The organism is Dechloromonas sp. TW-R-39-2, assembly GCF_016864195.1.
Taxonomy (GTDB): Bacteria; Pseudomonadota; Gammaproteobacteria; order Burkholderiales; family Rhodocyclaceae; genus Azonexus.
In genome coordinates, this window is sequence record NZ_CP045202.1 from 220548 (window position 1) to 240915 (window position 20368).

Annotated in this window: 25 protein-coding genes; 5 read left to right on the forward strand and 20 right to left on the reverse strand. The window is 60.5% G+C overall.

Going from position 1 to position 20368, the window contains the following annotated elements; translation table 11 throughout:
- Positions 1 to 14: 14 nt before the first annotated feature.
- The 5 genes from GBK02_RS01085 to GBK02_RS01105 all read left to right on the forward strand — a co-directional run bounded on the left by GBK02_RS01085 (position 15) and on the right by GBK02_RS01105 (position 3399).
- Entirely contained in the window at positions 15 to 449 is a 435-nt protein-coding gene (locus tag GBK02_RS01085; protein ID WP_203467939.1) for a MotA/TolQ/ExbB proton channel family protein, read from the forward strand.
- Entirely contained in the window at positions 446 to 775 is a 330-nt protein-coding gene (locus tag GBK02_RS01090; protein ID WP_203467940.1) for a DUF2149 domain-containing protein, read from the forward strand. Before GBK02_RS01085 ends, GBK02_RS01090 begins: the two co-directional genes overlap by 4 nt.
- Positions 772 to 2079 carry a cobyrinate a,c-diamide synthase gene (locus tag GBK02_RS01095; RefSeq protein WP_203467941.1) on the forward strand — a complete coding sequence of 436 codons (1308 nt, stop codon included), beginning with the start codon at positions 772 to 774 and terminating at the stop codon, positions 2077 to 2079. Before GBK02_RS01090 ends, GBK02_RS01095 begins: the two co-directional genes overlap by 4 nt.
- 105 nt (positions 2080 to 2184) lie before the next feature.
- The gene (locus GBK02_RS01100) at positions 2185 to 3069 is read left to right on the forward strand and encodes a Tim44 domain-containing protein (RefSeq protein ID WP_203467942.1); all 885 of its coding nucleotides are present in this window, start codon (positions 2185 to 2187) and stop codon (positions 3067 to 3069) included.
- 111 nt (positions 3070 to 3180) lie between these two features.
- On the forward strand, positions 3181 to 3399 hold the full coding sequence (locus GBK02_RS01105) for a hypothetical protein (protein WP_203467943.1): 219 nt from the start codon (positions 3181 to 3183) through the stop codon (positions 3397 to 3399).
- A 15-nt stretch (positions 3400 to 3414) separates the two neighbouring features.
- Here the strand turns inward: GBK02_RS01105 and GBK02_RS01110 are convergent, their stop codons facing one another.
- The 20 genes from GBK02_RS01110 to GBK02_RS01205 form a co-directional block, all read right to left on the reverse strand.
- Positions 3415 to 4590 carry an acyl-CoA dehydrogenase gene (locus GBK02_RS01110; protein WP_203467944.1) on the reverse strand — a complete coding sequence of 392 codons (1176 nt, stop codon included), beginning with the start codon at positions 4588 to 4590 and terminating at the stop codon, positions 3415 to 3417.
- Positions 4591 to 4655: 65 nt separating this feature from the next.
- A complete protein-coding gene (locus GBK02_RS01115) occupies positions 4656 to 5759 on the reverse strand; it encodes a YeeE/YedE family protein (protein WP_203467945.1) in 1104 nt (367 codons plus the stop codon).
- Positions 5760 to 5761: 2 nt separating this feature from the next.
- Complete coding sequence (gene queC / locus GBK02_RS01120; protein ID WP_203467946.1) at positions 5762 to 6442, reverse strand: 7-cyano-7-deazaguanine synthase QueC; 681 nt, start codon at positions 6440 to 6442, stop codon at positions 5762 to 5764.
- A gap of 107 nt (positions 6443 to 6549) precedes the next feature.
- Positions 6550 to 8709, reverse strand: coding sequence for a bifunctional diguanylate cyclase/phosphodiesterase (locus tag GBK02_RS01125; RefSeq protein WP_203467947.1), 2160 nt, complete (start codon positions 8707 to 8709; stop codon positions 6550 to 6552).
- A 203-nt stretch (positions 8710 to 8912) separates the two neighbouring features.
- A complete protein-coding gene (locus GBK02_RS01130; RefSeq protein WP_203467948.1) occupies positions 8913 to 9275 on the reverse strand; it encodes a PilZ domain-containing protein in 363 nt (120 codons plus the stop codon).
- Positions 9276 to 9290: 15 nt separating this feature from the next.
- Complete coding sequence (queE, locus tag GBK02_RS01135; protein ID WP_203467949.1) at positions 9291 to 9929, reverse strand: 7-carboxy-7-deazaguanine synthase QueE; 639 nt, start codon at positions 9927 to 9929, stop codon at positions 9291 to 9293.
- Positions 9930 to 10667, reverse strand: coding sequence for a tol-pal system protein YbgF (gene ybgF, locus GBK02_RS01140; protein ID WP_203467950.1), 738 nt, complete (start codon positions 10665 to 10667; stop codon positions 9930 to 9932).
- A 2-nt stretch (positions 10668 to 10669) separates the two neighbouring features.
- Entirely contained in the window at positions 10670 to 11218 is a 549-nt protein-coding gene (gene pal / locus GBK02_RS01145) for a peptidoglycan-associated lipoprotein Pal (protein ID WP_203467951.1), read from the reverse strand.
- A 27-nt stretch (positions 11219 to 11245) separates the two neighbouring features.
- Complete coding sequence (gene tolB, locus GBK02_RS01150) at positions 11246 to 12517, reverse strand: Tol-Pal system beta propeller repeat protein TolB (RefSeq protein ID WP_203467952.1); 1272 nt, start codon at positions 12515 to 12517, stop codon at positions 11246 to 11248.
- A 31-nt stretch (positions 12518 to 12548) separates the two neighbouring features.
- Complete coding sequence (locus GBK02_RS01155) at positions 12549 to 13376, reverse strand: energy transducer TonB (RefSeq protein ID WP_203467953.1); 828 nt, start codon at positions 13374 to 13376, stop codon at positions 12549 to 12551.
- Positions 13373 to 13783 carry a protein TolR gene (gene tolR / locus GBK02_RS01160; protein WP_203467954.1) on the reverse strand — a complete coding sequence of 137 codons (411 nt, stop codon included), beginning with the start codon at positions 13781 to 13783 and terminating at the stop codon, positions 13373 to 13375. The genes GBK02_RS01155 and tolR overlap by 4 nt, the downstream gene beginning before the upstream one ends.
- Positions 13784 to 13786: 3 nt before the next feature.
- Complete coding sequence (tolQ, locus tag GBK02_RS01165; RefSeq protein ID WP_371810512.1) at positions 13787 to 14446, reverse strand: protein TolQ; 660 nt, start codon at positions 14444 to 14446, stop codon at positions 13787 to 13789.
- A gap of 14 nt (positions 14447 to 14460) precedes the next feature.
- Positions 14461 to 14883 carry a tol-pal system-associated acyl-CoA thioesterase gene (ybgC, locus tag GBK02_RS01170; protein ID WP_203467956.1) on the reverse strand — a complete coding sequence of 141 codons (423 nt, stop codon included), beginning with the start codon at positions 14881 to 14883 and terminating at the stop codon, positions 14461 to 14463.
- Positions 14884 to 14966: 83 nt separating this feature from the next.
- Positions 14967 to 16043 (reverse strand): Holliday junction branch migration DNA helicase RuvB, encoded by a 1077-nt coding sequence (ruvB, locus tag GBK02_RS01175; protein WP_203467957.1) that lies wholly within the window; start codon positions 16041 to 16043, stop codon positions 14967 to 14969.
- Positions 16040 to 17098, reverse strand: a complete 1059-nt coding sequence (locus GBK02_RS01180) for an AI-2E family transporter (protein WP_203467958.1) — start codon at positions 17096 to 17098, stop codon at positions 16040 to 16042. The genes ruvB and GBK02_RS01180 overlap by 4 nt, the downstream gene beginning before the upstream one ends.
- Positions 17098 to 17676 carry a Holliday junction branch migration protein RuvA gene (gene ruvA / locus GBK02_RS01185; RefSeq protein WP_203467959.1) on the reverse strand — a complete coding sequence of 193 codons (579 nt, stop codon included), beginning with the start codon at positions 17674 to 17676 and terminating at the stop codon, positions 17098 to 17100. Before ruvA ends, GBK02_RS01180 begins: the two co-directional genes overlap by 1 nt.
- Before the next feature lie 49 nt (positions 17677 to 17725).
- Complete coding sequence (gene ruvC, locus GBK02_RS01190; protein ID WP_203467960.1) at positions 17726 to 18265, reverse strand: crossover junction endodeoxyribonuclease RuvC; 540 nt, start codon at positions 18263 to 18265, stop codon at positions 17726 to 17728.
- Positions 18262 to 19116: a DMT family transporter gene (locus GBK02_RS01195; RefSeq protein ID WP_203467961.1), complete on the reverse strand. Its 855-nt coding sequence runs from the start codon at positions 19114 to 19116 to the stop codon at positions 18262 to 18264. Before GBK02_RS01195 ends, ruvC begins: the two co-directional genes overlap by 4 nt.
- A gap of 19 nt (positions 19117 to 19135) precedes the next feature.
- Positions 19136 to 19582, reverse strand: coding sequence for a hypothetical protein (locus GBK02_RS01200; RefSeq protein ID WP_203467962.1), 447 nt, complete (start codon positions 19580 to 19582; stop codon positions 19136 to 19138).
- A 27-nt stretch (positions 19583 to 19609) separates the two neighbouring features.
- Positions 19610 to 20335 (reverse strand): YebC/PmpR family DNA-binding transcriptional regulator, encoded by a 726-nt coding sequence (locus GBK02_RS01205; RefSeq protein WP_203467963.1) that lies wholly within the window; start codon positions 20333 to 20335, stop codon positions 19610 to 19612.
- Between the last annotated feature and the right edge of the window lie 33 nt (positions 20336 to 20368).

Sequence of the window (20368 nt, forward strand, 5' to 3'; positions counted from 1 at the left end):
TCCAGGAGTTTTCAATGAACGATCCACTTTCCTTCGCCTGGCTGCACGATGCCGTCACCTGGCTGCTCACCCCGGCTCTCGCCGCCCTGATGCTGGCCTGTGCCATCGCCCTGATCGAAGCCGGCATTGCCGTCGGCGAGCGTTTCTCCGGCCTTGCCAAACTGCAGGCCAGCGGCAATGTCGATCGTGTTCAGGCAATCGCCCGCCACCGGCTGGAACGCGCCGACCTGCTCGCCCGTATCCCGCCCATGCTCGGCCTGATGGCCACCATCATCCCGCTCGGACCCGGCCTTGCAGCACTCGGCAAAGGTGATCCGGCCCAGCTGGCCAGTGCCGTCACCGTCGCCTTCGATGCCACCGTCCTCGGCCTGGTCGCCGGCATCGGCGGCCTGGTGATCGGCAAGCTGCGCCGCCGTTGGTACGAGGAAGTGCTGGAGCGCATGGAATGAGCGAAATTCAGCCGCGCAAACGCCTGCGCCTCTATTCCAAGCTCGATGCCCGCTTCGACGATCACGACGAAGACCCGCGCGCCAGCCTGGTCAATCTGGTCGACGTCATGCTGGTTTTCGCCTGCGGCCTGCTCGCCGCGCTGGCGGCCGGTACGCAAAGTGCGCTGAAGGCGCCAAAACCGGTCGAAAAAGGCCAGCAGATCGAACGCCCGGTCAGCGGCATCACGCAGAACGGCAGCGGCTACGACCGCATCGGCGAAGTGTTTCGCGACCCGAAAACCGGCAAACTGGTCCTGATCGAACCCGCCGCCAAGGAAGAAAAATGACTGCCTGTCCCGCCCTGCTGATTGCCGCCCCATCTTCCGGCCAAGGCAAGACCACCGTCACCGCCGCGCTGGCCCGGCTGCATGCCCGGCAAGGCCGGCGCGTCACCGTATTTAAGTGCGGCCCGGATTTTCTCGATCCGCAGATTCATGCCGTAGCCAGCGGTCGACCGTGCCAGAACCTCGATCTCGGCATGTGCGGCGAAGAAGATGCCCGCTGGCGGCTGAGCCGGGCAGCGCAGGATTCCGACCTGATCCTGGTCGAAGGCGTCATGGGGCTGTTCGATGGCACGCCCTCGGCAGCCGACATCGCCTGCCGCTTCAACATCCCAGTGATGGCGATGATCGACGCCGGGGCAATGGCCCAGACTTTTGGTGCCGTCGCCCACGGCCTCGCCACCTACCGCCCCGGCCTGCCCTTTGCCGGCGTGTTGGCCAACCGGGTCGGCAGCGAACGCCACGCCACGATGGCCCGCGATAGCCTGCCAGCCGGCATGGGCTGGTTCGGCGCCCTGCCGCGCAACCCGGATGCGGTGCTGCCGGAACGCCACCTCGGCCTGCTGCAGGCGGCCGAAATCGACGATATCGAGGAACGCCTCGACCGCCTGGCCGATGCGCTGGCCGCCAGTGCCTCCCCCCAAGGGGGGGTCCTGCGGGGCGCAGTCGACCTGCCGCCACCGGTCGTTTTTGCTGACGCGTCGCCCCCGACGATCGAACCGCTGCTCGCCGGCAAGCGCATCGCCATTGCCCGAGATGCCGCCTACGGCTTCATTTATCCAGCCAATCTGGAAACCCTGGCCGACCTCGGCGCCGAACTGCGCTTTTTCTCGCCGGTCGCCGGCGAGCCGCTGCCGGCCTGCGATGCCGTCTGGCTGCCCGGCGGTTACCCGGAACTGCACGCCCCGGCGCTGTCGGCCAACCAGCCCCTATGGACCGCGCTGCGCGCCCACGTCGCGGCCGGCAAGCCCTTGCTCGCCGAGTGCGGCGGCATGATGAGCCTGTTCGAGCAGGTCACCGACAAGGCCGGCACAACGCACGCCTTCGCCGGTCTGTTGCCCGGCATCTCGGTGATGCAGAAACGCCTGACAGCGCTCGGCATGCAGTTCGCCGACCTGCCGGAAGGCCGCCTGCAGGGCCACACCTTCCATTACTCGAAGAGCGAGACCCCGCTGACGCCCATCGTCCGTGCCCAGACGCAGGATGGCCGGGAAGGCGAGGCGATCTACCGCCGGGAACGGCTGACCGCTTCCTATGTCCACTTCTACTTCGCCTCCAACCCCAAGGCAACGGCCGCCCTGTTCTCCTGAAATACTTCGGTTTTTTCGATTGAACATCACAAATAAATCATATTTTTTCGGGGCTGGTTTGCGGTTATCCTGCACCTCGCAATACTTACCTCGATGGAGACAAACATGAAATCTTTTGCTTTGATGGTCGCAGCCGTTGTACTCGGCTTCACGCTGAATATCGGCGATGCCGAAGCCAAGCGCCTCGGCGGTGGCAGTTCATCCGGCATGCAACGCCAGTCGGTCGCCCCGAACAAGGCAACCAATGCCGCTCCCGCCCAGCAGCAACATGCTGCACCGGCTGCAGCGCCGCAAGCCCAGCCCAAACGTTCCTGGATGGGACCGCTGGCCGGCCTGGCCGCCGGTCTTGGTCTGGCCGCACTGGCTTCGCACTTCGGCTTTGGTGAAGGCCTGGCCAACATGATGATGATCGGCCTGCTGGTCATGGTTGCCGTGATGGCGATCGGTTACTTCATGCGCAAGAAGGCCGCGGCCCAACAAGGCGCGTCAAACGGCATGCAATACGCCGGTGGCAATCCCGACTTCAACCGCAATGCACCGATCCAGCCTGAATTCCCGGCCGGCGGCAGCGCTGCACCAGTTGCCGCCGCAGCAGCAGCCACAACCACTGGCTCGATCCCGGCCGACTTCGATGTCGATGGTTTCGTGCGCAATGCCAAGGTCAACTTCATCCGCCTGCAGGCCGCCAACGACTCCGGCAATCTGGACGATATCCGCGAATTCACTTCGCCAGAAATGTTCGGTGAAATCAAGCTGGCCATGGCCGAGCGGGGTACCGCCAAGCAGGAAACCGATGTCGTCCAGCTCAACGCCGAAGTCCTCGACGTGGCTGAAGAAGCTGGTCGTTACGTCGTCAGCGTCCGTTTCCACGGCCTGATCCGCGAGGAAAAGAATGGCCCGACCGAAGCCTTCGACGAAATGTGGCATCTGACCAAGCCGCACGATGGCAGCCGTGGCTGGACGCTGGCCGGTATCCAGCAGATCCAGTAAGCGCCTCGAGCGTTGAAACAAGGCCGGCCGGCGCAATCCGGGCCGGCCTTTTTCATGCCTGTCCAGGCTGCCCGTTCACGCCCCGCCCCTGAAGACCGTAGAATCCCGGTCATGCGCCGCTACCCTTATTCCTTCATTGCCCTCGGCAGCCTCGGTCTGCTCTGTACTCTGGTCGGGCTGTTCAGCCTGTTTGGCCTCGGCTCCTGGCTCCATCCGGTGCTCGATGACCCGATGGCCGGCTTGGCCTTCATCGTCTCGGCGGTTGCGCTGTTCGGTTCGGCAGCCTTCCCGCTGGTCATCGAGAAGCTGAAGGAAAACGAGGGCGGCTGAAGCGCCCCCGGCGGATCAAAAAGCCGCGATGCCGGTCTGGGCCCGGCCGAGGATCAGCGCATGGACATCGTGCGTTCCCTCGTAGGTATTGACCACTTCCAGATTGACCAGATGGCGGGCAATGCCGAATTCGTCGCTGATTCCGTTCCCGCCCAGCATGTCGCGCGCAACGCGGGCAATATCGAGCGATTTGCCGCAGGAGTTGCGCTTCATGATCGACGTGATTTCGACCGACGCCGTGCCTTCATCCTTCATCCGGCCAAGGCGCAGGCAGCCTTGCAGGCCAAGCGTGATTTCCGTCTGCATGTCGGCCAGCTTTTTCTGAACCAACTGATTGGCCGCCAGCGGCCGACCGAACTGCTGCCGATCAAGCGTGTATTGCCGGGCCATGTGCCAGCAGAACTCGGCGGCCCCCAAAGCGCCCCAGGCGATGCCGTAACGGGCCGAATCGAGGCAGGTAAACGGGCCTTTCAGACCGCGCACTTCCGGGAACTCGTTTTCAGCCGGGACAAATACATCGTTCATGACGATCTCACCAGTCACCGAGGCACGCAAACCGACCTTGCCGTGGATGACCGGCGCGCTCAGGCCGGGCATGCCTTTTTCGAGCACGAAGCCGCGGATCATCCCGGCATCGTTCTTGGCCCAGACGACAAAAACATCGGCGATCGGCGCGTTGGTGATCCACATTTTGCTGCCATTGAGCAGGTAACCGCCATCGACCTTGCGCGCCCGGCTTTCCATGCTGCCGGGGTCGGAGCCATGGTTCGGCTCGGTCAGGCCAAAGCAGCCGATCAACTCGCCACGGGCAAGGCCAGGCAGATATTTGCGTTTCAGGGCTTCCGTCCCGAATTCGTGGATCGGCACCATGACCAGCGAGGATTGGACGCTCATCATCGAGCGATAGCCCGAATCGACACGCTCGACTTCACGCGCAACCAGGCCGTAGCTGACGTAATTCAGGCCGGCGCCGCCGTACTCGGCCGGAATGGTCGGGCCGAGCAGGCCAAGAGCGCCCATTTCACGGAAAATCTCCGGATCGGTCTTCTCGTGGCGAAAGGCTTCAGTAACGCGCGGCATCAGCCGCTCCTGGCAATAATCGCGCGCCGCGTCGCGGATCATGCGCTCTTCGGACGTCAGCTGCGCATCAAGCAGTAACGGGTCTTGCCAGCAAAATTGGGCCTTGGCCATGGGTTCTCCTCCATTTATCGGTTATTCCGGCATTCTAAACCGGCCCGAGGCAGGAAAACAGGCGCTCAATCCTCGCGCATCAAGCGCCAATACTGGAACTTCAGCATCCCGGCCGCAGCCAGAACAATGGACAGGAAAGTGACGATGGAACCCAGCGCCAGCGTTGAAAACCCGCTAATGCCCTGGCCAACCGTACACCCCATGGCCACCACGCCGCCAAAGCCCATCAACGCAGCGCCGACCAGATGGTTTGCCGTGTCTTCAACGCTGACAAAGCCTTCCCAACGGAAATTGCGCGTCAGCAATGTCCAGGCGAAAGAGCCCGCAATAACGCCGAGAGCGGTAGCAATGGCAAAGGTCACCTTGCGGCTGGTGTCCGACCAGAGCATCAGCAAATCGAGCGAGAAAGCAGCCGGCGCGACAAAACTGAGCGACTCCATGCGCCCGCTGTTGGTCGCGATGAAAGCCTCTTCCAGCGTTTCCGGGTGTTCTGCCAGAAAACCGAGGTGGCCACTGACGTACCAGGCAGCGACCACGGCCAGGCCGGTACCCAGACCACCGAGCAGATTGTCGAATGTCCAGAAATCACGCTTGAGCAGCGCTGCCGCGGTCAACCCGCCGCCGATGCCAAAAACGGCCAGCATGAACGCCGTTTTCGGCTCGATGCCGGCGGCAACCAGCAGTGCCGGAACATCCTGGCCACCGGGAAAGGTCATGGCCGCTTTTTCCAGCACATTGACGCGAAACACGCCCAGCACACCGCGCATCGTCATGTAAGCCACCAAACCGAGCACGATGAAGACAACCACCGACTTGAGATTGCCGCTGCCGATCCGGATCAGCGTCTTCGAACCGCAGCCCGAGGCGAGCACCATGCCGACGCCAAAACAGCTGCCACCGACGATGTACGAGAGCCAGGTAAATGCGGGGGTCCGGTAAATCGACTTGCCGAGATCGATCTGGCCGCTGGCGTGCAAGGCGCCGGCCCCCAGAATCGCCACGCCAATGGCCAGCAACCACATCCTCATCCGGCTCCAGTCGCCCATATTGACGATATCGGATACCGCGCCCATCGTGCAGAAATGCGTTTTCTGGCCAATCGCACCAAAAACGAAGGCAACGGCAAATGCGAGCCAGAGAATGGTCGCCACTGCGCTATTGGCCTCCATGCTCAGGCGGCTGCGTAAGGCGTTGGATCAGGCACGCCGGCCGCGGCAAAGCCTTCGGCCCGCAGGCGGCAGGAATCGCACTGGCCGCAGGCATGACCCTGCGTATCGGCCTGGTAGCAGGAAACGGTGAGACTGTAATCGACCCCCAGCTGCATGCCGGTACGGATGATCTCGGCCTTGGACAACGCAATCAGCGGCGCATGAATGCTTAATTTGACACCTTCGACACCGGCTCGCGTCGCCAGGTTGGCCATGGTTTCAAATGCCGCGATGTACTCTGGGCGGCAATCGGGATAACCGGAATAGTCGACCGCATTGACCCCGACAAAAATGTCGCGACTGCCCAGCACTTCGGCCCAGGCAAGCGCCAGCGAGAGCATGATGGTGTTGCGGGCCGGCACATAAGTGACCGGAATACCGGGCATGACGCCGCCGGTTGGCACTGCGATGCTGGTATCGGTCAGCGCTGAACCACCGAACTGGGCCAGGCCGAAATTGATCACCCGATGCTCGGCCGCACCGAGCGCCTTGACGACACGGTCGGCCGCCGCCAGTTCGGCATTGTGGCGCTGGCCATAGTCGAAAGACAGGCAATAACAATCGAAACCCTGGCTACGGGCGAGGGCGAGGCAGGTGGCGGAATCGAGACCACCGGAAAGGAGAACGACAGCAGGCTTCATCATGGGGCGCGAATATACCTGAAACAGCGCCTGCTTTGAACCCGTATCTGCTTGTTCCTGCGCAATATTTTGCCAATTCGACGGTCGACCGCAGCAATTGCCGAATCGCTTCAAAGACTGGCTTCGAAGTCCTCGAAAGGCATCGGACGACCGAAGAGATAACCCTGAAATACCTGACAACCGTGCTCAACCAGATAGGCGTGCTGCTCATCGGCCTCAACCCCTTCGGCCACCACATTCAGCCGCAAGGTACTGCCCATGGCAATAATTGCCCGGACAATCGCGGCATCGTCGGGGTCGACCGTGATGTCACGGATGAAAGAACGATCGACCTTGAGCTGTTCGAAAGGAAAACGCTTGAGGTAAGACAGCGAGGCGTAACCGGTTCCAAAGTCATCCAGTGAAAAGCGCACGCCGATGGCGCGCAGCGCCTGCATTTTGACAACCACCCCATCGACGTTGTCGAGCAGCAGGCTTTCCGTCAGTTCGAGTTTCAGGCGCTGTGGGTCGGCCCCGTTCCTGGCCAATGCCGCTTTGACCTGTTCGACAAAATCAGGCTGACGGAACTGGCGGGCGCTGACATTGACAGCCAGATAAAGCGCCGCCGTTTTCGGATTATCGGCCCAGCGCCGCAAACGGGCGCACACCATGTCGAGCACCCACAAGCCGATCGGAACAATCAGGCCGGTTTCTTCGGCCAGCGGAATGAAGTCGCCCGGTGCGACCATCGGCTTGCCGGGTGGTTGCCAGCGCAACAGCGTCTCGGCACCGATTGCTTGCCGAGCACCATCGACCTGAGGCTGGACGAAAAGACGGAATTCATTGCGCGACAAGGCTTGACGCAAACCAGCCTCAAGTCCGGCCCGGATATCGAGTGCCGTCTGCATCTCGTTATCGAAGAAGCGAATGGTATTTCGTCCGGCATCCTTCGATTTGTAGAGCGCAATATCGGCCTGCTTGAGAATGGCCTCGGTGGTTTTATCGTGACCGCAGAACAGGCTGATGCCAAAGCTGGCGCTGTGAAAATACTCGCCATCGCCGAGCATGACATAGGGTCTGGCCAGTTCCAGCCGAATTTTCTCGGCGATGACTTCGGCCTGGACCCCCGCCGCTTCGGCATCCTCACCAAGATCTTCGAGCATCACGACAAACTCGTCGCCACCAAGCCTGGCCGCCGTATCGCCTTCACGAATCCGGAAAGTCAGGCGGCTGGCCACTTCGACCAGCAACCGGTCACCCATGTCGTGACCGAGGGTATCGTTCAGCGTCTTGAAATTATCCAGATCGATCATCAGCAAGGCGCCATATTGCGCACTGCGATTGCTCGCCGCCTGCGCCTTGGCCAACCGATTAAGCAGCAAGCGCCGGTTGGGTAGCGCGGTCAACGGATCGTAGAAGGCCAGACTGTGGATTTCCGACTCGGCAACCTTCAAATTGCTGATATCCGAAAAGGTACTGACGTAATGGGTCAGCGCCCCGTGATCATCCTTGACGGCACTGATCGTCAGCCATTCAGGATAAATCTCGCCGGACTTGCGCCGATTCCAGATTTCTCCTTCCCAATGCCCGTGCGACAGGAGACATTGCCACATCGCCTGGTAGAAAGCCTTGTCCTGCCGACCGGACTGCAACAGGCTCGGCTTCTGGCCAATCGCCTCGTCGGCCGAATACCCGGTCAGCCGGACAAAAGCCTGGTTGACCCGCAGGATGCGCTGGGCCGGGTCGGTTACCATGATCGCCGCCTGGGACTCGAAGGCGACGGCAGCAACGCGCAGTTCCTGCTCCAGGCGACGTCGTTCGCTGATATCCGAAGCGATCCCAAGATAGCCGTTGATTGTCCCGTGCGGATCGCACAAGGCTGTAACCGACAAGCGGACGGGCAGTGTCGAGCCATCCTTGCGGCGGTATGTCCAATCCTGCTCATCGGTGCTGGTGATGGTCAGACGCGCGACAAAAGCCTCGAAACCGGGTGCTACCGGGCGCTGCAATTCAAGTGACAGGGTCTGTGCCCGACGGGCAACCTCATCCAGTTCATGAAACAGCCCTGGAGTGGCGCGGCCGACCACCTCGGCCCAACTGTAACCGAGCATTTTCTGGGCGGCCCGGTTGAAGTAGAGAATGGTCCCTTCGGCATCCGTCGCAATGATCGAATGGCCGGCATTTTCAAGAATGGCGTGCTGTATTTCGAATAGTTCGGGGAGGCACAGGTCCGAGTCGATCAGGTTCTCACCGGCACAACAAGGGAAAAAAGATGGGGAGTCAGCAACCATGCCTGTTCGTCCACCGGGAAAAACGGTGCTTCAGGCACGATGCCATCCTGCTGGCAGAAACCACATTCGTCATCATTCCCCCGCAAACCCTTCTGCGACAGTCGTCTCGACATAAATTCCATTATGCTCACATGGTCTATTGTCTGACAATAGAAAGCACGATGAAATTTGTAAAACGGCGGGGAAGCCCCCGAAAATCGAGACTAAGGTTTGATCAGCAACGCCAGCTCGCGTTCGAGCAGCATTTCATCGCCCATATTGAACTCAACCAGTCGTCGCAGATGGGTGATGCTATCGAGATCGATCTCACGACAGGCGAGCCCATAGACCTGGCCCTGATGGTGCACGATAGCTACTTCCATGCTGATCGTCGTTCCCATCTCGTCGAGACGTATTTTTAGCGCGCCCTTGGTTCCAACTTTGGCATAGAAATCGACTTCTGGCTGAATCAGCGCACCATTCAGCGATAGATCAAGCACCTCGACTGAAGCTTCACCCGCCGGCAGATAAAGCCTTGCTTCGGTCTGGAAATGAATCCGGGAAAACTGGCGGCGATTGCTGGTCATGGAAGTCTCCGTCCGTTATTTGCCCTTCATGTTACCCCAAAGCACTTTGTGCAACTGCATCTGAAAGCGCACATCGAGACCGTCTTCGAGTATCCATTCAGCCAGCATCCGTGGCTCGACACGCCCCTGGGCCGGAGAGAACAGAACCTGACAACATTGCGCCAGGTTGCGCTGGCGCAATACATCGCGCGCCCACTCGTAATCACCGCGCGAAGCAATGACGATCTTGATTTCGTCACGTGCCGTCAGCACGTCGAGATTTTCCCAACGATTGCGCGCCGATTCGCCGGAATCCGGTGCCTTTAAATCCATAATCCGCGCCACACGCGGGTCGACCGCAGCAACGTCAAGTGCGCCGGAAGTTTCGAGGGAAACGTCGTAGCCGGCATCGCACAAGGCGGTCAGCAAAGGCAGGCATTCTTTCTGCGACAGCGGCTCACCGCCGGTGACACAAACCTGGCGTGCGGGGTATTTGGCGACCTCGGCCAACACCGAGGCTATCGTTGCCGGCTCACCGCCGGTAAAGCTGTATTCGGTATCGCACCAGACACAACGCAAGGGACAACCGGTCAGGCGGACAAAGACGGTCGGCAGGCCGGCGCGTGCAGCTTCTCCCTGCAGGGAGAAGAAAATTTCAGTCAGACGTAAAGCCAATTATTTCTTCTTCAAACGTTGCTGGGCCGACTCGGCTGCCGGTGTGTTGGGATATTTGCCGAGCACCGTCTCCAGCGAGCGCTTGGCGCCGGCCGGATTACCCAGCTCCTGCTGGCAGGTGGCAATCGCCAGCCAGGCATCGGGCGCCTTCGGCGAATCCGCGTATTTGGTCGTGACCAGCGTTTGCGCTTCGATCGCACGCTTGCAATCGCGCTGGGCGTACCAGGCATTGCCGAGCCAGTACTGGGCATTCGGCGCCAGCGAACTATCCGGGTATTTCTGGACGAAGCCAGCGAAGGCCACAGCGGCCTCCTTGTACTTGGCCGCTTTGAACTGGTTCAAGGCGGCTTCGTATTCCTGCCCCTCGCGTGCCGGATCGGCTTTCACCGGATTTCCGCCGGCAGCGGGGTCGACCGTGGCATTGGCGCTACCCGGAGCCTCGAACTTGCGCAAACGGGTATCGAGATCGAGGTAAAAATCCTGCTGCCGCTTCTTGGCAGTTTCCAACTCGTAATTCAGTGTTTCCAATTGACCGCGCAAGCGGGCAATTTCTTCGGCCTGGCGCTGGATCTGGCCTGCCAGATCCAGCTGGCCCTTGGCTTGCTGGTCGAAGCGCGCCTCCGTCTTGATTTTCAGATCGGTAATCTGACGACGTGCTTCATCGTCGTCAAATACACCGGCCTGCGCTTGGGCCGTGCCGAGTGCGGCAATCAGGAGGGCGATTCGAACCGGGCGCATGATCAGAACTCGCCGCGACCGTCAGCTGCACGGTAGAGAATGTCGGCGCGACGGTTTTCCGCCCAGGCCGAGTCATCATGACCGTCGTTCTTCGGCTTTTCTTCACCGAGGCTGACCGATTCCACCTGATCTTCACGAGCGCCGAGCAGGGTCAGCGAACGCTTGACTGCATCGGCCCGTTTCTGGCCGAGCGACAGGTTGTATTCGCGGCTGCCGCGTTCGTCGGTATTGCCTTGCAGCAGCACCTTGAAACCACGATTGGCAACGAGGTACTTGGCGTGTGCGGCAACCAGATCCTTGTATTCACCCTTGACTTCGTAGCTGTCGAGGTCGAAATAGATGCTGCGCTGGGCAAGCGTGCTCTTCGGATCGGTCAGTTCGCGCGGCAGACCACGGGAATCAAGGCCACCGGCAACCACCGGAGCAACACCGGTATTGCTGCCACCGGTACGGGACTCGACCGGCGCACCGCCATTGTCGTCAGGAATCGGGGTAGAGCTGCAACCGACGATCAAGGCGGACAGCAGGGCGGGAATAAGCAGTTTTTTCATGGTGTTCTCCGGGGAATTTGGTGAGGATTATTGAAAGAAAGGGCCCCAGGCCGGCTCACGTACATCACCCGCGGCGACCGAAAGGCGTTGTTTGATCCTGCCATCGCTGGAGACAGCCGATAGGATGCCGCGCCCGCCAACTTCAGTGGCGATCAGGATCATGCGGCTATTAGGGGCAAAACTGGGGGATTCGTCCTTGTGCGAGTCGGTCAGCACCTGCACCTGACGGCTGGCCAGATCCATCACGGCGAGCTGGAAACGACCTTCGCGGCGGGTAATGAAAGCCAGGCTCTTGCCATCCGGCGAGGGACGCGGCGAGACATTGTAATTGCCTTCGAAACTGACCCGGCGGGCATCACCGCCATTGGCGCCGATCTGGTAAATCTGCGGGCTGCCGCCCCGATCGGACGTGAAATAGATTGTGCCGCCATCCGGCGAGTAGCGCGGTTCGGTATCGATGCCGCCCGACTGGCTCAGACGCTGGACGCCACTGCCATCGGCATTGACGGCATAAATCTGCGAATTGCCATCCTTGGAAAGCACGACCGCCAGCCGGCGACCATCCGGCGACCAGGCCGGTGCCGAATTGGAACCCTTGAAATTGGCGACGATCTGGCGCTGCCCGGAAGCCAGCGAATGAACGTAGATGACCGGCTTCTTCTTTTCGAAGGAGACATAAGCCAGACGTCCGCCATCCGGCGACCAGGCCGGCGAAATGATCGGCTCGGTCGAGGTCAGCGCGGTCGCGGCACCCTGGCCGTCGGCATCGGCGATCTGCAACAGGAACTGACCGCGAGCCTTGACGACATAGGCGATCCGGGTCGAGAAAACACCCTTCTCGCCGGTCAGTTTTTCATAGATGTAATCGGCGATACGGTGACCGGCGGCACGCAATTGCTGGTTGCTGGTGACGTAGACCGCACCACCCAGCGTCACACCCTTTTGTGTGTCATAGACCCGGAAACGGGCTTCCATCCGGCCATCCGGGCTTTGTGCCAGACGACCGGCAGCCAGAGAATCGGCACCACGGCCTTTCCATTCGCCGTAATTGATCGGGGAATTTTCATCGAGCACGGCATTGGCCGGATCGATCAATTTGAACAGGCCACTGCGCTCAAGATCCGAACGAACCGTTGCGGTGATGATGCGTGACGCCGTGCCATCACCGGTAAAATCGGCAATCGCAATCGGCAGGCGATTGGCACCGGCACCGCTGATCTCGATCGACAACTGAGCCTGAGCCAGTCCGGTCATGGAGAGCGCGAGGGCCAGGAAGAGACGGCGTGAAATTGTGTACATTGCGTTCATTTTCAATAGGTTTTACGCGATTTTACTCTTCAAACGGCTTGTATTTTATTTCCAGCGTACGCTGGAAAAGCGCCGCATCATCGGGCTTGGGCAAGGGCGAAGACTTGAGGATGGCTCGTTCGATTGCTGCATCCAGACCCGGATTGCCGCTCGAACGCTTGAGCTTGATGGCCAGAACCTCGCCGGATGGCAACTGATCGACGGCAAAGATGGCTTCCGGATTCCCCTGAATACTGGGAGGCAGAACGATGTTCCCCCGAATTTTGACGCGAATCTTGGTGGCGTAATCGGCCAGCCCGCGCTTGTTCGATGAGGCGCGCTGCTCGGCTTCAGCCGCGGCAGCATTCGACATCCGCTGGCTGTCCGTGGCGCTGCGGGTCGCAGATTTGAGCTGCGAGGTTTCCTTGGCCAGTTCCTTGTCGAAGTCAAACTTCGGTGCCTCGGGCTTCTTCGGCTCCGGTTTCTTGGGCGGCTCGGGTTTCGGCTCAGGCTTTTTCGGCGGTTCCGGCTTCGGTGGCTCGGGCTTGGGTTCCGGCTTCTTCGGCTCAGGTTTCTTCTTTTCTTCCTTGACCGCGATATCCGGTTTTTTCGGCGGCGGTGGCTCTGGCTTGGGCTCGACCTTGGGCAACGGCTTCGGCTCGGGTTTCACCTCGGGTTCCGGCGGGGGCGGCGGCGGGACAAAAGTCGCCGGCGCCGGTTTGGCCGACCACAGTTCGACCTCCATCACCTCGGGCGGGCTGCGCTTCCACTGCACACCAAGAAAGAGCGCCAGCACCAGACCGACGTGCACCGCGATGGTGAACGCCAGTGCGTACTTTTTACCGGGCTCTTCGGGACGATCGAGGATCATTTGCCAGTTGTCTGAACAACCAGGCCAACGCGCTTGACCTGGGCACGCTGCAATTCATCCATCACCGAAAGAACGGCTTCGTACTTCACGTTCTTGTCACCGGCGATCAATACCGGCTGCTCGGGATTCTTGTCCTGCGCAGCGCGGATCATGCCCGGTAGTTCCTTGCGGTCGACGCGGATTTCCTTGCCATTTCCAGCCCGGTCAGTCAGCGTCAAGGTCTGGTCGGCCTTGATCGCAACCTCGAGCGGTGCCGTTGGTGCGGTATTGGCCTTGCCGACGGTCGGCACATCGATACTCGACGTCGTCATCATCGGCGCTGCCACCATGAAGATGACGAGCAGCACCAGCATGACGTCGATGTAGGGAACGACGTTGATTTCAGCTTTCAGGCGACGCTGGCGCATGGCTTAACGCATCTGCCGCTGAAGGATGTTGGAGAATTCTTCCATGAACGACTCGTAGCGCACAGCCAGGCGGTCGATGTCGTGCGAGAAACGGTTGTAGGCGAGCACGGCCGGAATGGCGGCGAACAAGCCGATGGCGGTGGCGACCAGCGCTTCGGCAATACCCGGCGCAACCGAGGCCAGCGTGGCCTGGCCGACATTCGAAAGGCCGCGGAAGGCGTGCATGATGCCCCACACCGTACCGAACAGGCCGACATACGGCGACACCGAACCGACCGACGCGAGGAAGGCGAGATGCGATTCGAGTGCATCCATTTCGCGCTGGTAGGTGGCGCGCATGGCACGGCGCGAACCGTCGACGATGTCTTTCGGGTCGAGGTTCTTCTGGCCCTTGAGCTTGGTGAATTCGCGGAAACCGGCTTCGAAGATGCGCTCCATCGAGCCGGCATGGTGGCGGTCGTTGACCGCGCTGTTGTAGAGGTTGTTCAGATCGCCGCCGGACCAGAAATCACGCTCGAAAGTCTCGGTCTTGGTGCGCGCCAGGCGCACGGTGAACCACTTCATCGAGATGTAGTACCAGGACATGAAGGAAACGCCGGCGAGCAGGGCCATGACGGCCTGGACGACCGCGCTGGCCTGGAGAATCAGGTGGAGGATGGACATATCCTGGGTGACGTTCATTTCAGCGCTTCCAGTTTTTGATGCAGAAAATCGGGGATGGCCGCCGGCGTCATGGTGGCCATGTTGACGCAGGCGATTTCGACGGTGCCGGTGACCAGTTCAACGTCGCCACGGCGGACGTGCTGACGGAAGACGACGCGGACACGGGTGAGTTTTTCGACTTCCAGACCAACAGTCAGTTCGTCGTCGAGCCTTGCCGGCTTGAGATATTCGCAACTCGCCTTGCGCGCCACGAAACCAATACCGGCTTCGGCAGCCAGCGCCGATTGGTCGTGGCCGGCAAAACGCATCCATTCCGTACGGCAACGCTCGAAGAAGCGGAGGTAATTGGCGTAGTAAACCACGCCGCCGGCGTCGGTATCTTCGTAATAGACACGAACGGGGATCGAGAAGGCGTTGGGCTTGGGCTCGTATTTCATCCCGCGATTTTACCTTGCGCCGCAACAATATTTTGTAACGATCTGTTTCTTGCCGCATTTGGCGCGGTCGACCGCGCCAAAACTCAGTTTTCCGGCAAGGTTTCCGGCGAATTTGGCACCGGCAAGCCAAGATGGCGATAAATGGCCGGCGTGGCAATCCGGCCGCGCAAGGTCCGTTGCAGATAGCCTTGCTGGATCAGGTAGGGCTCCAGGACATCTTCGATCGTGTCGCGAGCTTCGCCAATCGCAGCCGCCAGATTGTCGACTCCGACCGGTCCGCCGCCGAATTTATCGATCACCGCCGAGAGCAGTTTGCGATCCATCAGGTCAAGCCCGGCAGGGTCAACGTCAAGCATATGCAACGCGGCATCGGCGACCTGGCGGGTAATGTTGCCATCGGCCTTGACCTCGGCGTAATCGCGCACCCGACGCAACAAGCGGTTGGCGATACGCGGCGTGCCACGCGAACGTTTGGCGATTTCGAGCGAGCCTTCCGGGTCGATCGGCGCATTAAGCAGGGAGGCGGAACGACTGACGATACTTTTCAGTTCATCGGCGTTGTAAAACTCAAGCCGGGCGACGATACCGAAACGGTCGCGCAGCGGATTGGTCAGCATGCCGGCCCGGGTCGTCGCACCGACCAGCGTGAACGGTGGCAGATCAAGCTTGACCGAGCGTGCCGCCGGGCCTTCGCCGATCATGATGTCGATCTGGAAATCCTCCAGCGCCGGGTAGAGAATTTCTTCAACGACCGGTGAAAGACGGTGAATTTCGTCGATAAACAGTACATCGTGCGGTTCGAGATTGGTCAGGATGGCGGCGAGGTCGCCGGCTCGTTCGAGCACCGGGCCGGAAGTCTGGCGCAGGTTGACGCCCATCTCCGCCGCCACAATATGGGCCAAAGTCGTCTTGCCCAGACCTGGCGGCCCGAAAAGCAACACATGGTCGAGCGATTCGCTGCGATTCTTGGCTGCCTGGATGAAGATTTCCAGTTGCTCGCGAATCTTGACCTGGCCGGTGTAATCAGCCAGCCGCTTGGGACGGAGCGCCCGTTCCAGCGCCTCTTCCTGAGCCGATTTCGAATTCGGGGCAATGATGCGGTCGACCGCGGCACGGGGAGAATCGGCCTGCGGAGCAAAAAGTTGGTCGGTTTCGATCATGCGGAAATGTCCTCACGCGTCCAGCGGCCAAACAGCATATGGCCGAGCGCCAGCAGTACCGGCCCGAGAAAAATGCCGATGAAGCCGAAGACCAGCACCCCACCAAGCACGCCGAGCGCGATCAGCAAAATCGAAATGCCGGCGCCGCGCGCCATCAGGACGGGTTTTACAAAGTTGTCGATACTGCTGATGATGAACAGGCCGTAAAGGACCATGAAAATCGCCCAGCCGGTCAGCCCCTGACTGTAAAGCCAGGCGGCGGCGCCCCCCCAGATCAACGGCGGCCCGATTGGAATCATCGACAGGAAAAAGGTGGCAAAACCCAGCAGGACTGCAGCCGGAACACCGGCAATCAGGAAACCGATCATCGCCACCGTGCCTTGTGCCGCAGCCGTGCCGACAATGCCCAGCATCACCCCAACCACCGTGCCGCGTGCTTTGTCGAGCATTTCTTGACCCAACTCGCCGCCGAGTTTGTGCGCGGCGACATACAACGAATGGACCACCTTGGCGCCGTCGCGATAAAGGAAGAAAACAACAAAAATCACCAACGCCACCTGCAACAAACCGTTGGCAGCAATGCCGCCGAGCGCCAGCCCGAACTGGCGCAAAGGCACGACCAGTTGCTTGAGCAGGGCATTCAGTTCGGCCCGGTTACTGGCGATCTGGTGCCAGAAAGTATCGATCTCGACACCAAAAAACGGCAATCCACTAAGCCAGGCGGGTGGATCGAGCGGCAAGCCCTGCTCGACATAAGGCCGGGCGAAATCGATCAGCTTGTCGGCGCTGCTCGCCAGACTGCCAGCCAGGAAGATCATCGGCAGCAGCATGACCAGCACGAGCAGGGTCGTCATCAAGGTGGCGGCCAGCGTGTTGCGGCCGCCCAGACGCGGCAGCAGCTGTTCTGAATAAAGCGGCCAGGTGCAGATCCAGACGACGAAAGCGAACAGCACGGCGCCGATCATCGGCCAGAGCACGGCAATGCAGCCGACAATCAGCAAGATCACCAGCGCAATCTGCGCCAGGCGCTTGGGATTTTCCTCGCTGCTGAACATCAGACCTTGGACAACAATTTGAGCGCCGCCCGGATGCCATCCGAGGTGCCGATATCGGCTGGCAATTGCTTCATTGCCGCAGCCGCTTCCTTTTCGTTGTAACCCAGAGCGAGCAGGGCGTTGGAAATATCCTGTTTTGTATCGTCGACCGCAGCAAGCAGCGAAACACCGGTAGTTTCAGCCAGTTTGCCCTTGAGTTCGAGCAACAGGCGCTCGGCCGTTTTCTTGCCGATGCCCGGCACCTTGATCAGGCGACCCAGCTCCTGCTGCGCCACGGCAGCGGCCAGATCGCCGACCGACAGGCCAGAGAGGACCGACAGCGCAGTGCGCGCGCCGATCCCGGAAACCTTGAGCAACTGACGGAAAGCGAAACGTTCGGCCTCGGTCAGGAAGCCGTACAGATAGTGACCGTCCTCACGCACGGCGAAATGGGTCAGCAAGCGCGTTTTTTCGCCATTGGCCGGCAGGTTGTAGAAGGTGCTCATCGGCACGTCGAGCTCGTAGCCGACGCCATTCACCTCCAGCACGATCTGCGGGGGATTTTTTTCGGCGAGGATGCCGGTCAGTCTTCCAATCATGTCGGCTCGATTTCTTTCAGGGCAAGGTACTGTAATTTCACACAGGTGCTCATCCTATCAGGCGGCCGCCCCGAATGCGATACCCGGCGGTCGCCATGGCGCCCAAACCTTGCCCGCCATGCGCATGGCAAATGGCGCAAGCCAGCGCATCGGCCGCGTCGGAAGTCGGTGAACCGGAGAGATTGAGCAACCGGACCACCATGTCCTGAACCTGCTCCTTGGCCGCCTTGCCATGGCCGACGACGGCCTGCTTGACCTGCAATGCCGTGTATTCGGAGACCGGCAGACCGGCGTGAACCAGGGCGCTGATTGCCGCACCGCGCGCCTGGCCGAGCAGCAGGGTCGATTGCGGATTGACGTTGACGAAGACCTTCTCGACCGCAGCCTGATCCGGCTGATACGTTGCAACCACCTCGCTGATCCCGGCAAACAGCGTTTTGATCCGCTCCGGCAGCGATTGCTTGTCGTTCGACTTGATGCAGCCACTGGCGATATAGACCAGTTTGTTGCCGTGCAACTCGACGACACCGAACCCCGTGACCCGCAAACCAGGATCGATCCCGAGAATACGCGGTGTCGCCAGACTCACTTGGGTCGTGCGACGAGATAGACGCCGCTGACCGCGATCAACATGCCGATTGCTGCGGTCAACGTCAGTTTTTCATCGAAAATCACGAAGGCAATCAGTGCCGTGCTCAGCGGGGTCAAATAAAACAGACTGGCGACATTCACCGCACTGCCGCTGCGAATCAGCAGATTGAGCAGGCTGATCGCACCAATCGAGAGCACCAGCACCAGCCAGCCGAGCGCGAAGATGAAATCGCCGTTCCATTCGATCCGGTAATTCTCGAACGACAGCACCGCCAGCGCGGTGACCAGCGCCGTCGGAACGAACTGGATGACCGACCCGGTGCGCAGATCGAAGCTGGCGCAAAAACGTTTCTGGTACAAGGTGCCGATGGTGATGCCGAGCAAGGCAATCAAAGCGGGAACCAACATCGGCCCGAGGGCGGCAGCCTCGCCAAATTTGCCTGAGACAACCAACGCAACGCCGACAAAACCGAGGCCCAGACCGGCCCACTGCCGGCGATTGACCTGTTCGCCAAGCAACCAGCCGGCCCCCAGCGCCGTCAGCAAGGGTTGCATGCCGACGACCAGCGCCGTGACGCCGGCCGGCAGGCCGTGCCGGATGGCGACGAAAACCCCGCCGAGATAAACGGCATGGACCAGCAAGCCGGAAACAGCAATATGCACCCACTGCATCGGCGCTTTCGGCCAAGGTGCCCGGGTCAGCAGGGCGATTGCCGTCATCAGGGCGATGACGAAGGCGTAGCGGGTGAGCAGAAAAGAAAGTGGCTCGGCGTAAGGCAGGCCGTACTTGGCCCCAATGAAGCCGGTGCTCCACAGAAAGACAAAAAGAAAGGGGTAGAGGCGCTGCATCAGCTGCGCCCCGTGGCACTCAATCGCAACTTGCCTGCGCGCCATCCACCCGGCAAGCACCCTTGGTCCGGTAGGTAAACGTCACCCCGCCCGGATAGCTGCAGACCAGCTTGGTCAGCTTGCCCAGTTTTTCGACTCTCATGCCGGTCGACCGTAGCATTTTGACCTCGGCGGCCGGCTTGTCGCAGGAAACGTAAGCGTCGAAAACGCCATCCTTCGATTCCCACAGGGCGACATTCTTCATCGCCCGGTAGTCTTCATAACGCAAACAGGAGTCGGTCTGATTGGCATACGCCTTGGCGGCATCGCTGCAAAAGCCGTTGTAGGTGTACTTCAGCTCTTCTTCCATCGGACAGGCATTGACCTGGGCTGCGCCGGACAAATCCGGGCAGACCAGCGTCGCGGCCGACGCAGTCAGGCTCGATGCAACAAGCAGCACGGCAAGCAAGACACGGGATTGATTCACGATAATTCCTGACTGCGCGGCAAGCGCTTATTCATCCATCACAGCCGTGCTGTAGATTTCCTGCACGTCGTCCAGACCTTCGAGCGCATCGAGCAGTTTCTGCATACGCACGGCGTCGTCGCCGACCAGCTCGGTTTCGCCTTCCGGCTTCATCGTCACTTCGCCGAACTCCGGCTTGAAACCGGCAGCTTCCAGTGCATCCTTGACGGTGATGAAATCGGTCGGCCCGGTGATCACTTCGATCGAACCGTCTTCATTGGTCGCCACGTCCTCGGCACCGGCTTCGATCGCCGCATCCATCAGCGCCGCTTCGTCGGTCCCCGGGGCAAAAATCATCTGGCCGCAATGCTTGAACTGGAACACGACGCAACCTTCGGTGCCCATGTTGCCGCCGTACTTGTTGAAGGCGTGGCGCACTTCGGCGACGGTCCGGGTCTTGTTGTCGGTCAGGCAGTCGACCATGATCGCTGCGCCGCCGATGCCGTAGCCTTCGTAGCGGATTTCAACGTAATCGACGCCTTCCAGTTCGCCGGTCCCTTTCTTGATCGCCGTATCGATCTTGTCCTTGGGCATATTGACGCCCTTGGCCTTGTCGACCGCGACACGCAGGCGCGGATTGAAACCGGCATCACCGCCGCCCATCTTGGCAGCCACGGTAATTTCCTTGGCGATCTTGGAGAAAGCGGCGCCGCGCTTTTCGTCCTGACGACCCTTACGGTGCTGAATATTGGCCCACTTGGAATGACCTGCCATGGTCTTCTCTCACTGCAAAAACAAAGAAGCCGC

What these genes read in the sequence shown, in the direction of transcription:
- GBK02_RS01125 (WP_203467947.1), bottom strand. Translation starts at nt 8,709, where the DNA reads ATGGTTGCTGACTCCCCATCTTTTTTCCCTTGTTGTGCCGGTGAGAAC.
- GBK02_RS01115 (WP_203467945.1), bottom strand. Translation starts at nt 5,759, where the DNA reads ATGGAGGCCAATAGCGCAGTGGCGACCATTCTCTGGCTCGCATTTGCC.
- GBK02_RS01110 (WP_203467944.1), bottom strand. Translation starts at nt 4,590, where the DNA reads ATGGCCAAGGCCCAATTTTGCTGGCAAGACCCGTTACTGCTTGATGCG.
- pal (WP_203467951.1), bottom strand. Translation starts at nt 11,218, where the DNA reads ATGAAAAAACTGCTTATTCCCGCCCTGCTGTCCGCCTTGATCGTCGGT.
- ruvA (WP_203467959.1), bottom strand. Translation starts at nt 17,676, where the DNA reads ATGATTGGAAGACTGACCGGCATCCTCGCCGAAAAAAATCCCCCGCAG.
- GBK02_RS01195 (WP_203467961.1), bottom strand. Translation starts at nt 19,116, where the DNA reads ATGCAGCGCCTCTACCCCTTTCTTTTTGTCTTTCTGTGGAGCACCGGC.
- GBK02_RS01085 (WP_203467939.1), top strand. Translation starts at nt 15, where the DNA reads ATGAACGATCCACTTTCCTTCGCCTGGCTGCACGATGCCGTCACCTGG.
- GBK02_RS01180 (WP_203467958.1), bottom strand. Translation starts at nt 17,098, where the DNA reads ATGTTCAGCAGCGAGGAAAATCCCAAGCGCCTGGCGCAGATTGCGCTG.
- GBK02_RS01105 (WP_203467943.1), top strand. Translation starts at nt 3,181, where the DNA reads ATGCGCCGCTACCCTTATTCCTTCATTGCCCTCGGCAGCCTCGGTCTG.
- GBK02_RS01155 (WP_203467953.1), bottom strand. Translation starts at nt 13,376, where the DNA reads ATGATCCTCGATCGTCCCGAAGAGCCCGGTAAAAAGTACGCACTGGCG.
- tolR (WP_203467954.1), bottom strand. Translation starts at nt 13,783, where the DNA reads ATGCGCCAGCGTCGCCTGAAAGCTGAAATCAACGTCGTTCCCTACATC.
- ybgF (WP_203467950.1), bottom strand. Translation starts at nt 10,667, where the DNA reads ATGCGCCCGGTTCGAATCGCCCTCCTGATTGCCGCACTCGGCACGGCC.
- GBK02_RS01205 (WP_203467963.1), bottom strand. Translation starts at nt 20,335, where the DNA reads ATGGCAGGTCATTCCAAGTGGGCCAATATTCAGCACCGTAAGGGTCGT.
- ruvB (WP_203467957.1), bottom strand. Translation starts at nt 16,043, where the DNA reads ATGATCGAAACCGACCAACTTTTTGCTCCGCAGGCCGATTCTCCCCGT.
- GBK02_RS01100 (WP_203467942.1), top strand. Translation starts at nt 2,185, where the DNA reads ATGAAATCTTTTGCTTTGATGGTCGCAGCCGTTGTACTCGGCTTCACG.
- queC (WP_203467946.1), bottom strand. Translation starts at nt 6,442, where the DNA reads ATGATGAAGCCTGCTGTCGTTCTCCTTTCCGGTGGTCTCGATTCCGCC.
- tolQ (WP_371810512.1), bottom strand. Translation starts at nt 14,446, where the DNA reads ATGTCCATCCTCCACCTGATTCTCCAGGCCAGCGCGGTCGTCCAGGCC.
- ybgC (WP_203467956.1), bottom strand. Translation starts at nt 14,883, where the DNA reads ATGAAATACGAGCCCAAGCCCAACGCCTTCTCGATCCCCGTTCGTGTC.
- GBK02_RS01130 (WP_203467948.1), bottom strand. Translation starts at nt 9,275, where the DNA reads ATGACCAGCAATCGCCGCCAGTTTTCCCGGATTCATTTCCAGACCGAA.
- GBK02_RS01095 (WP_203467941.1), top strand. Translation starts at nt 772, where the DNA reads ATGACTGCCTGTCCCGCCCTGCTGATTGCCGCCCCATCTTCCGGCCAA.
- GBK02_RS01090 (WP_203467940.1), top strand. Translation starts at nt 446, where the DNA reads ATGAGCGAAATTCAGCCGCGCAAACGCCTGCGCCTCTATTCCAAGCTC.
- tolB (WP_203467952.1), bottom strand. Translation starts at nt 12,517, where the DNA reads ATGTACACAATTTCACGCCGTCTCTTCCTGGCCCTCGCGCTCTCCATG.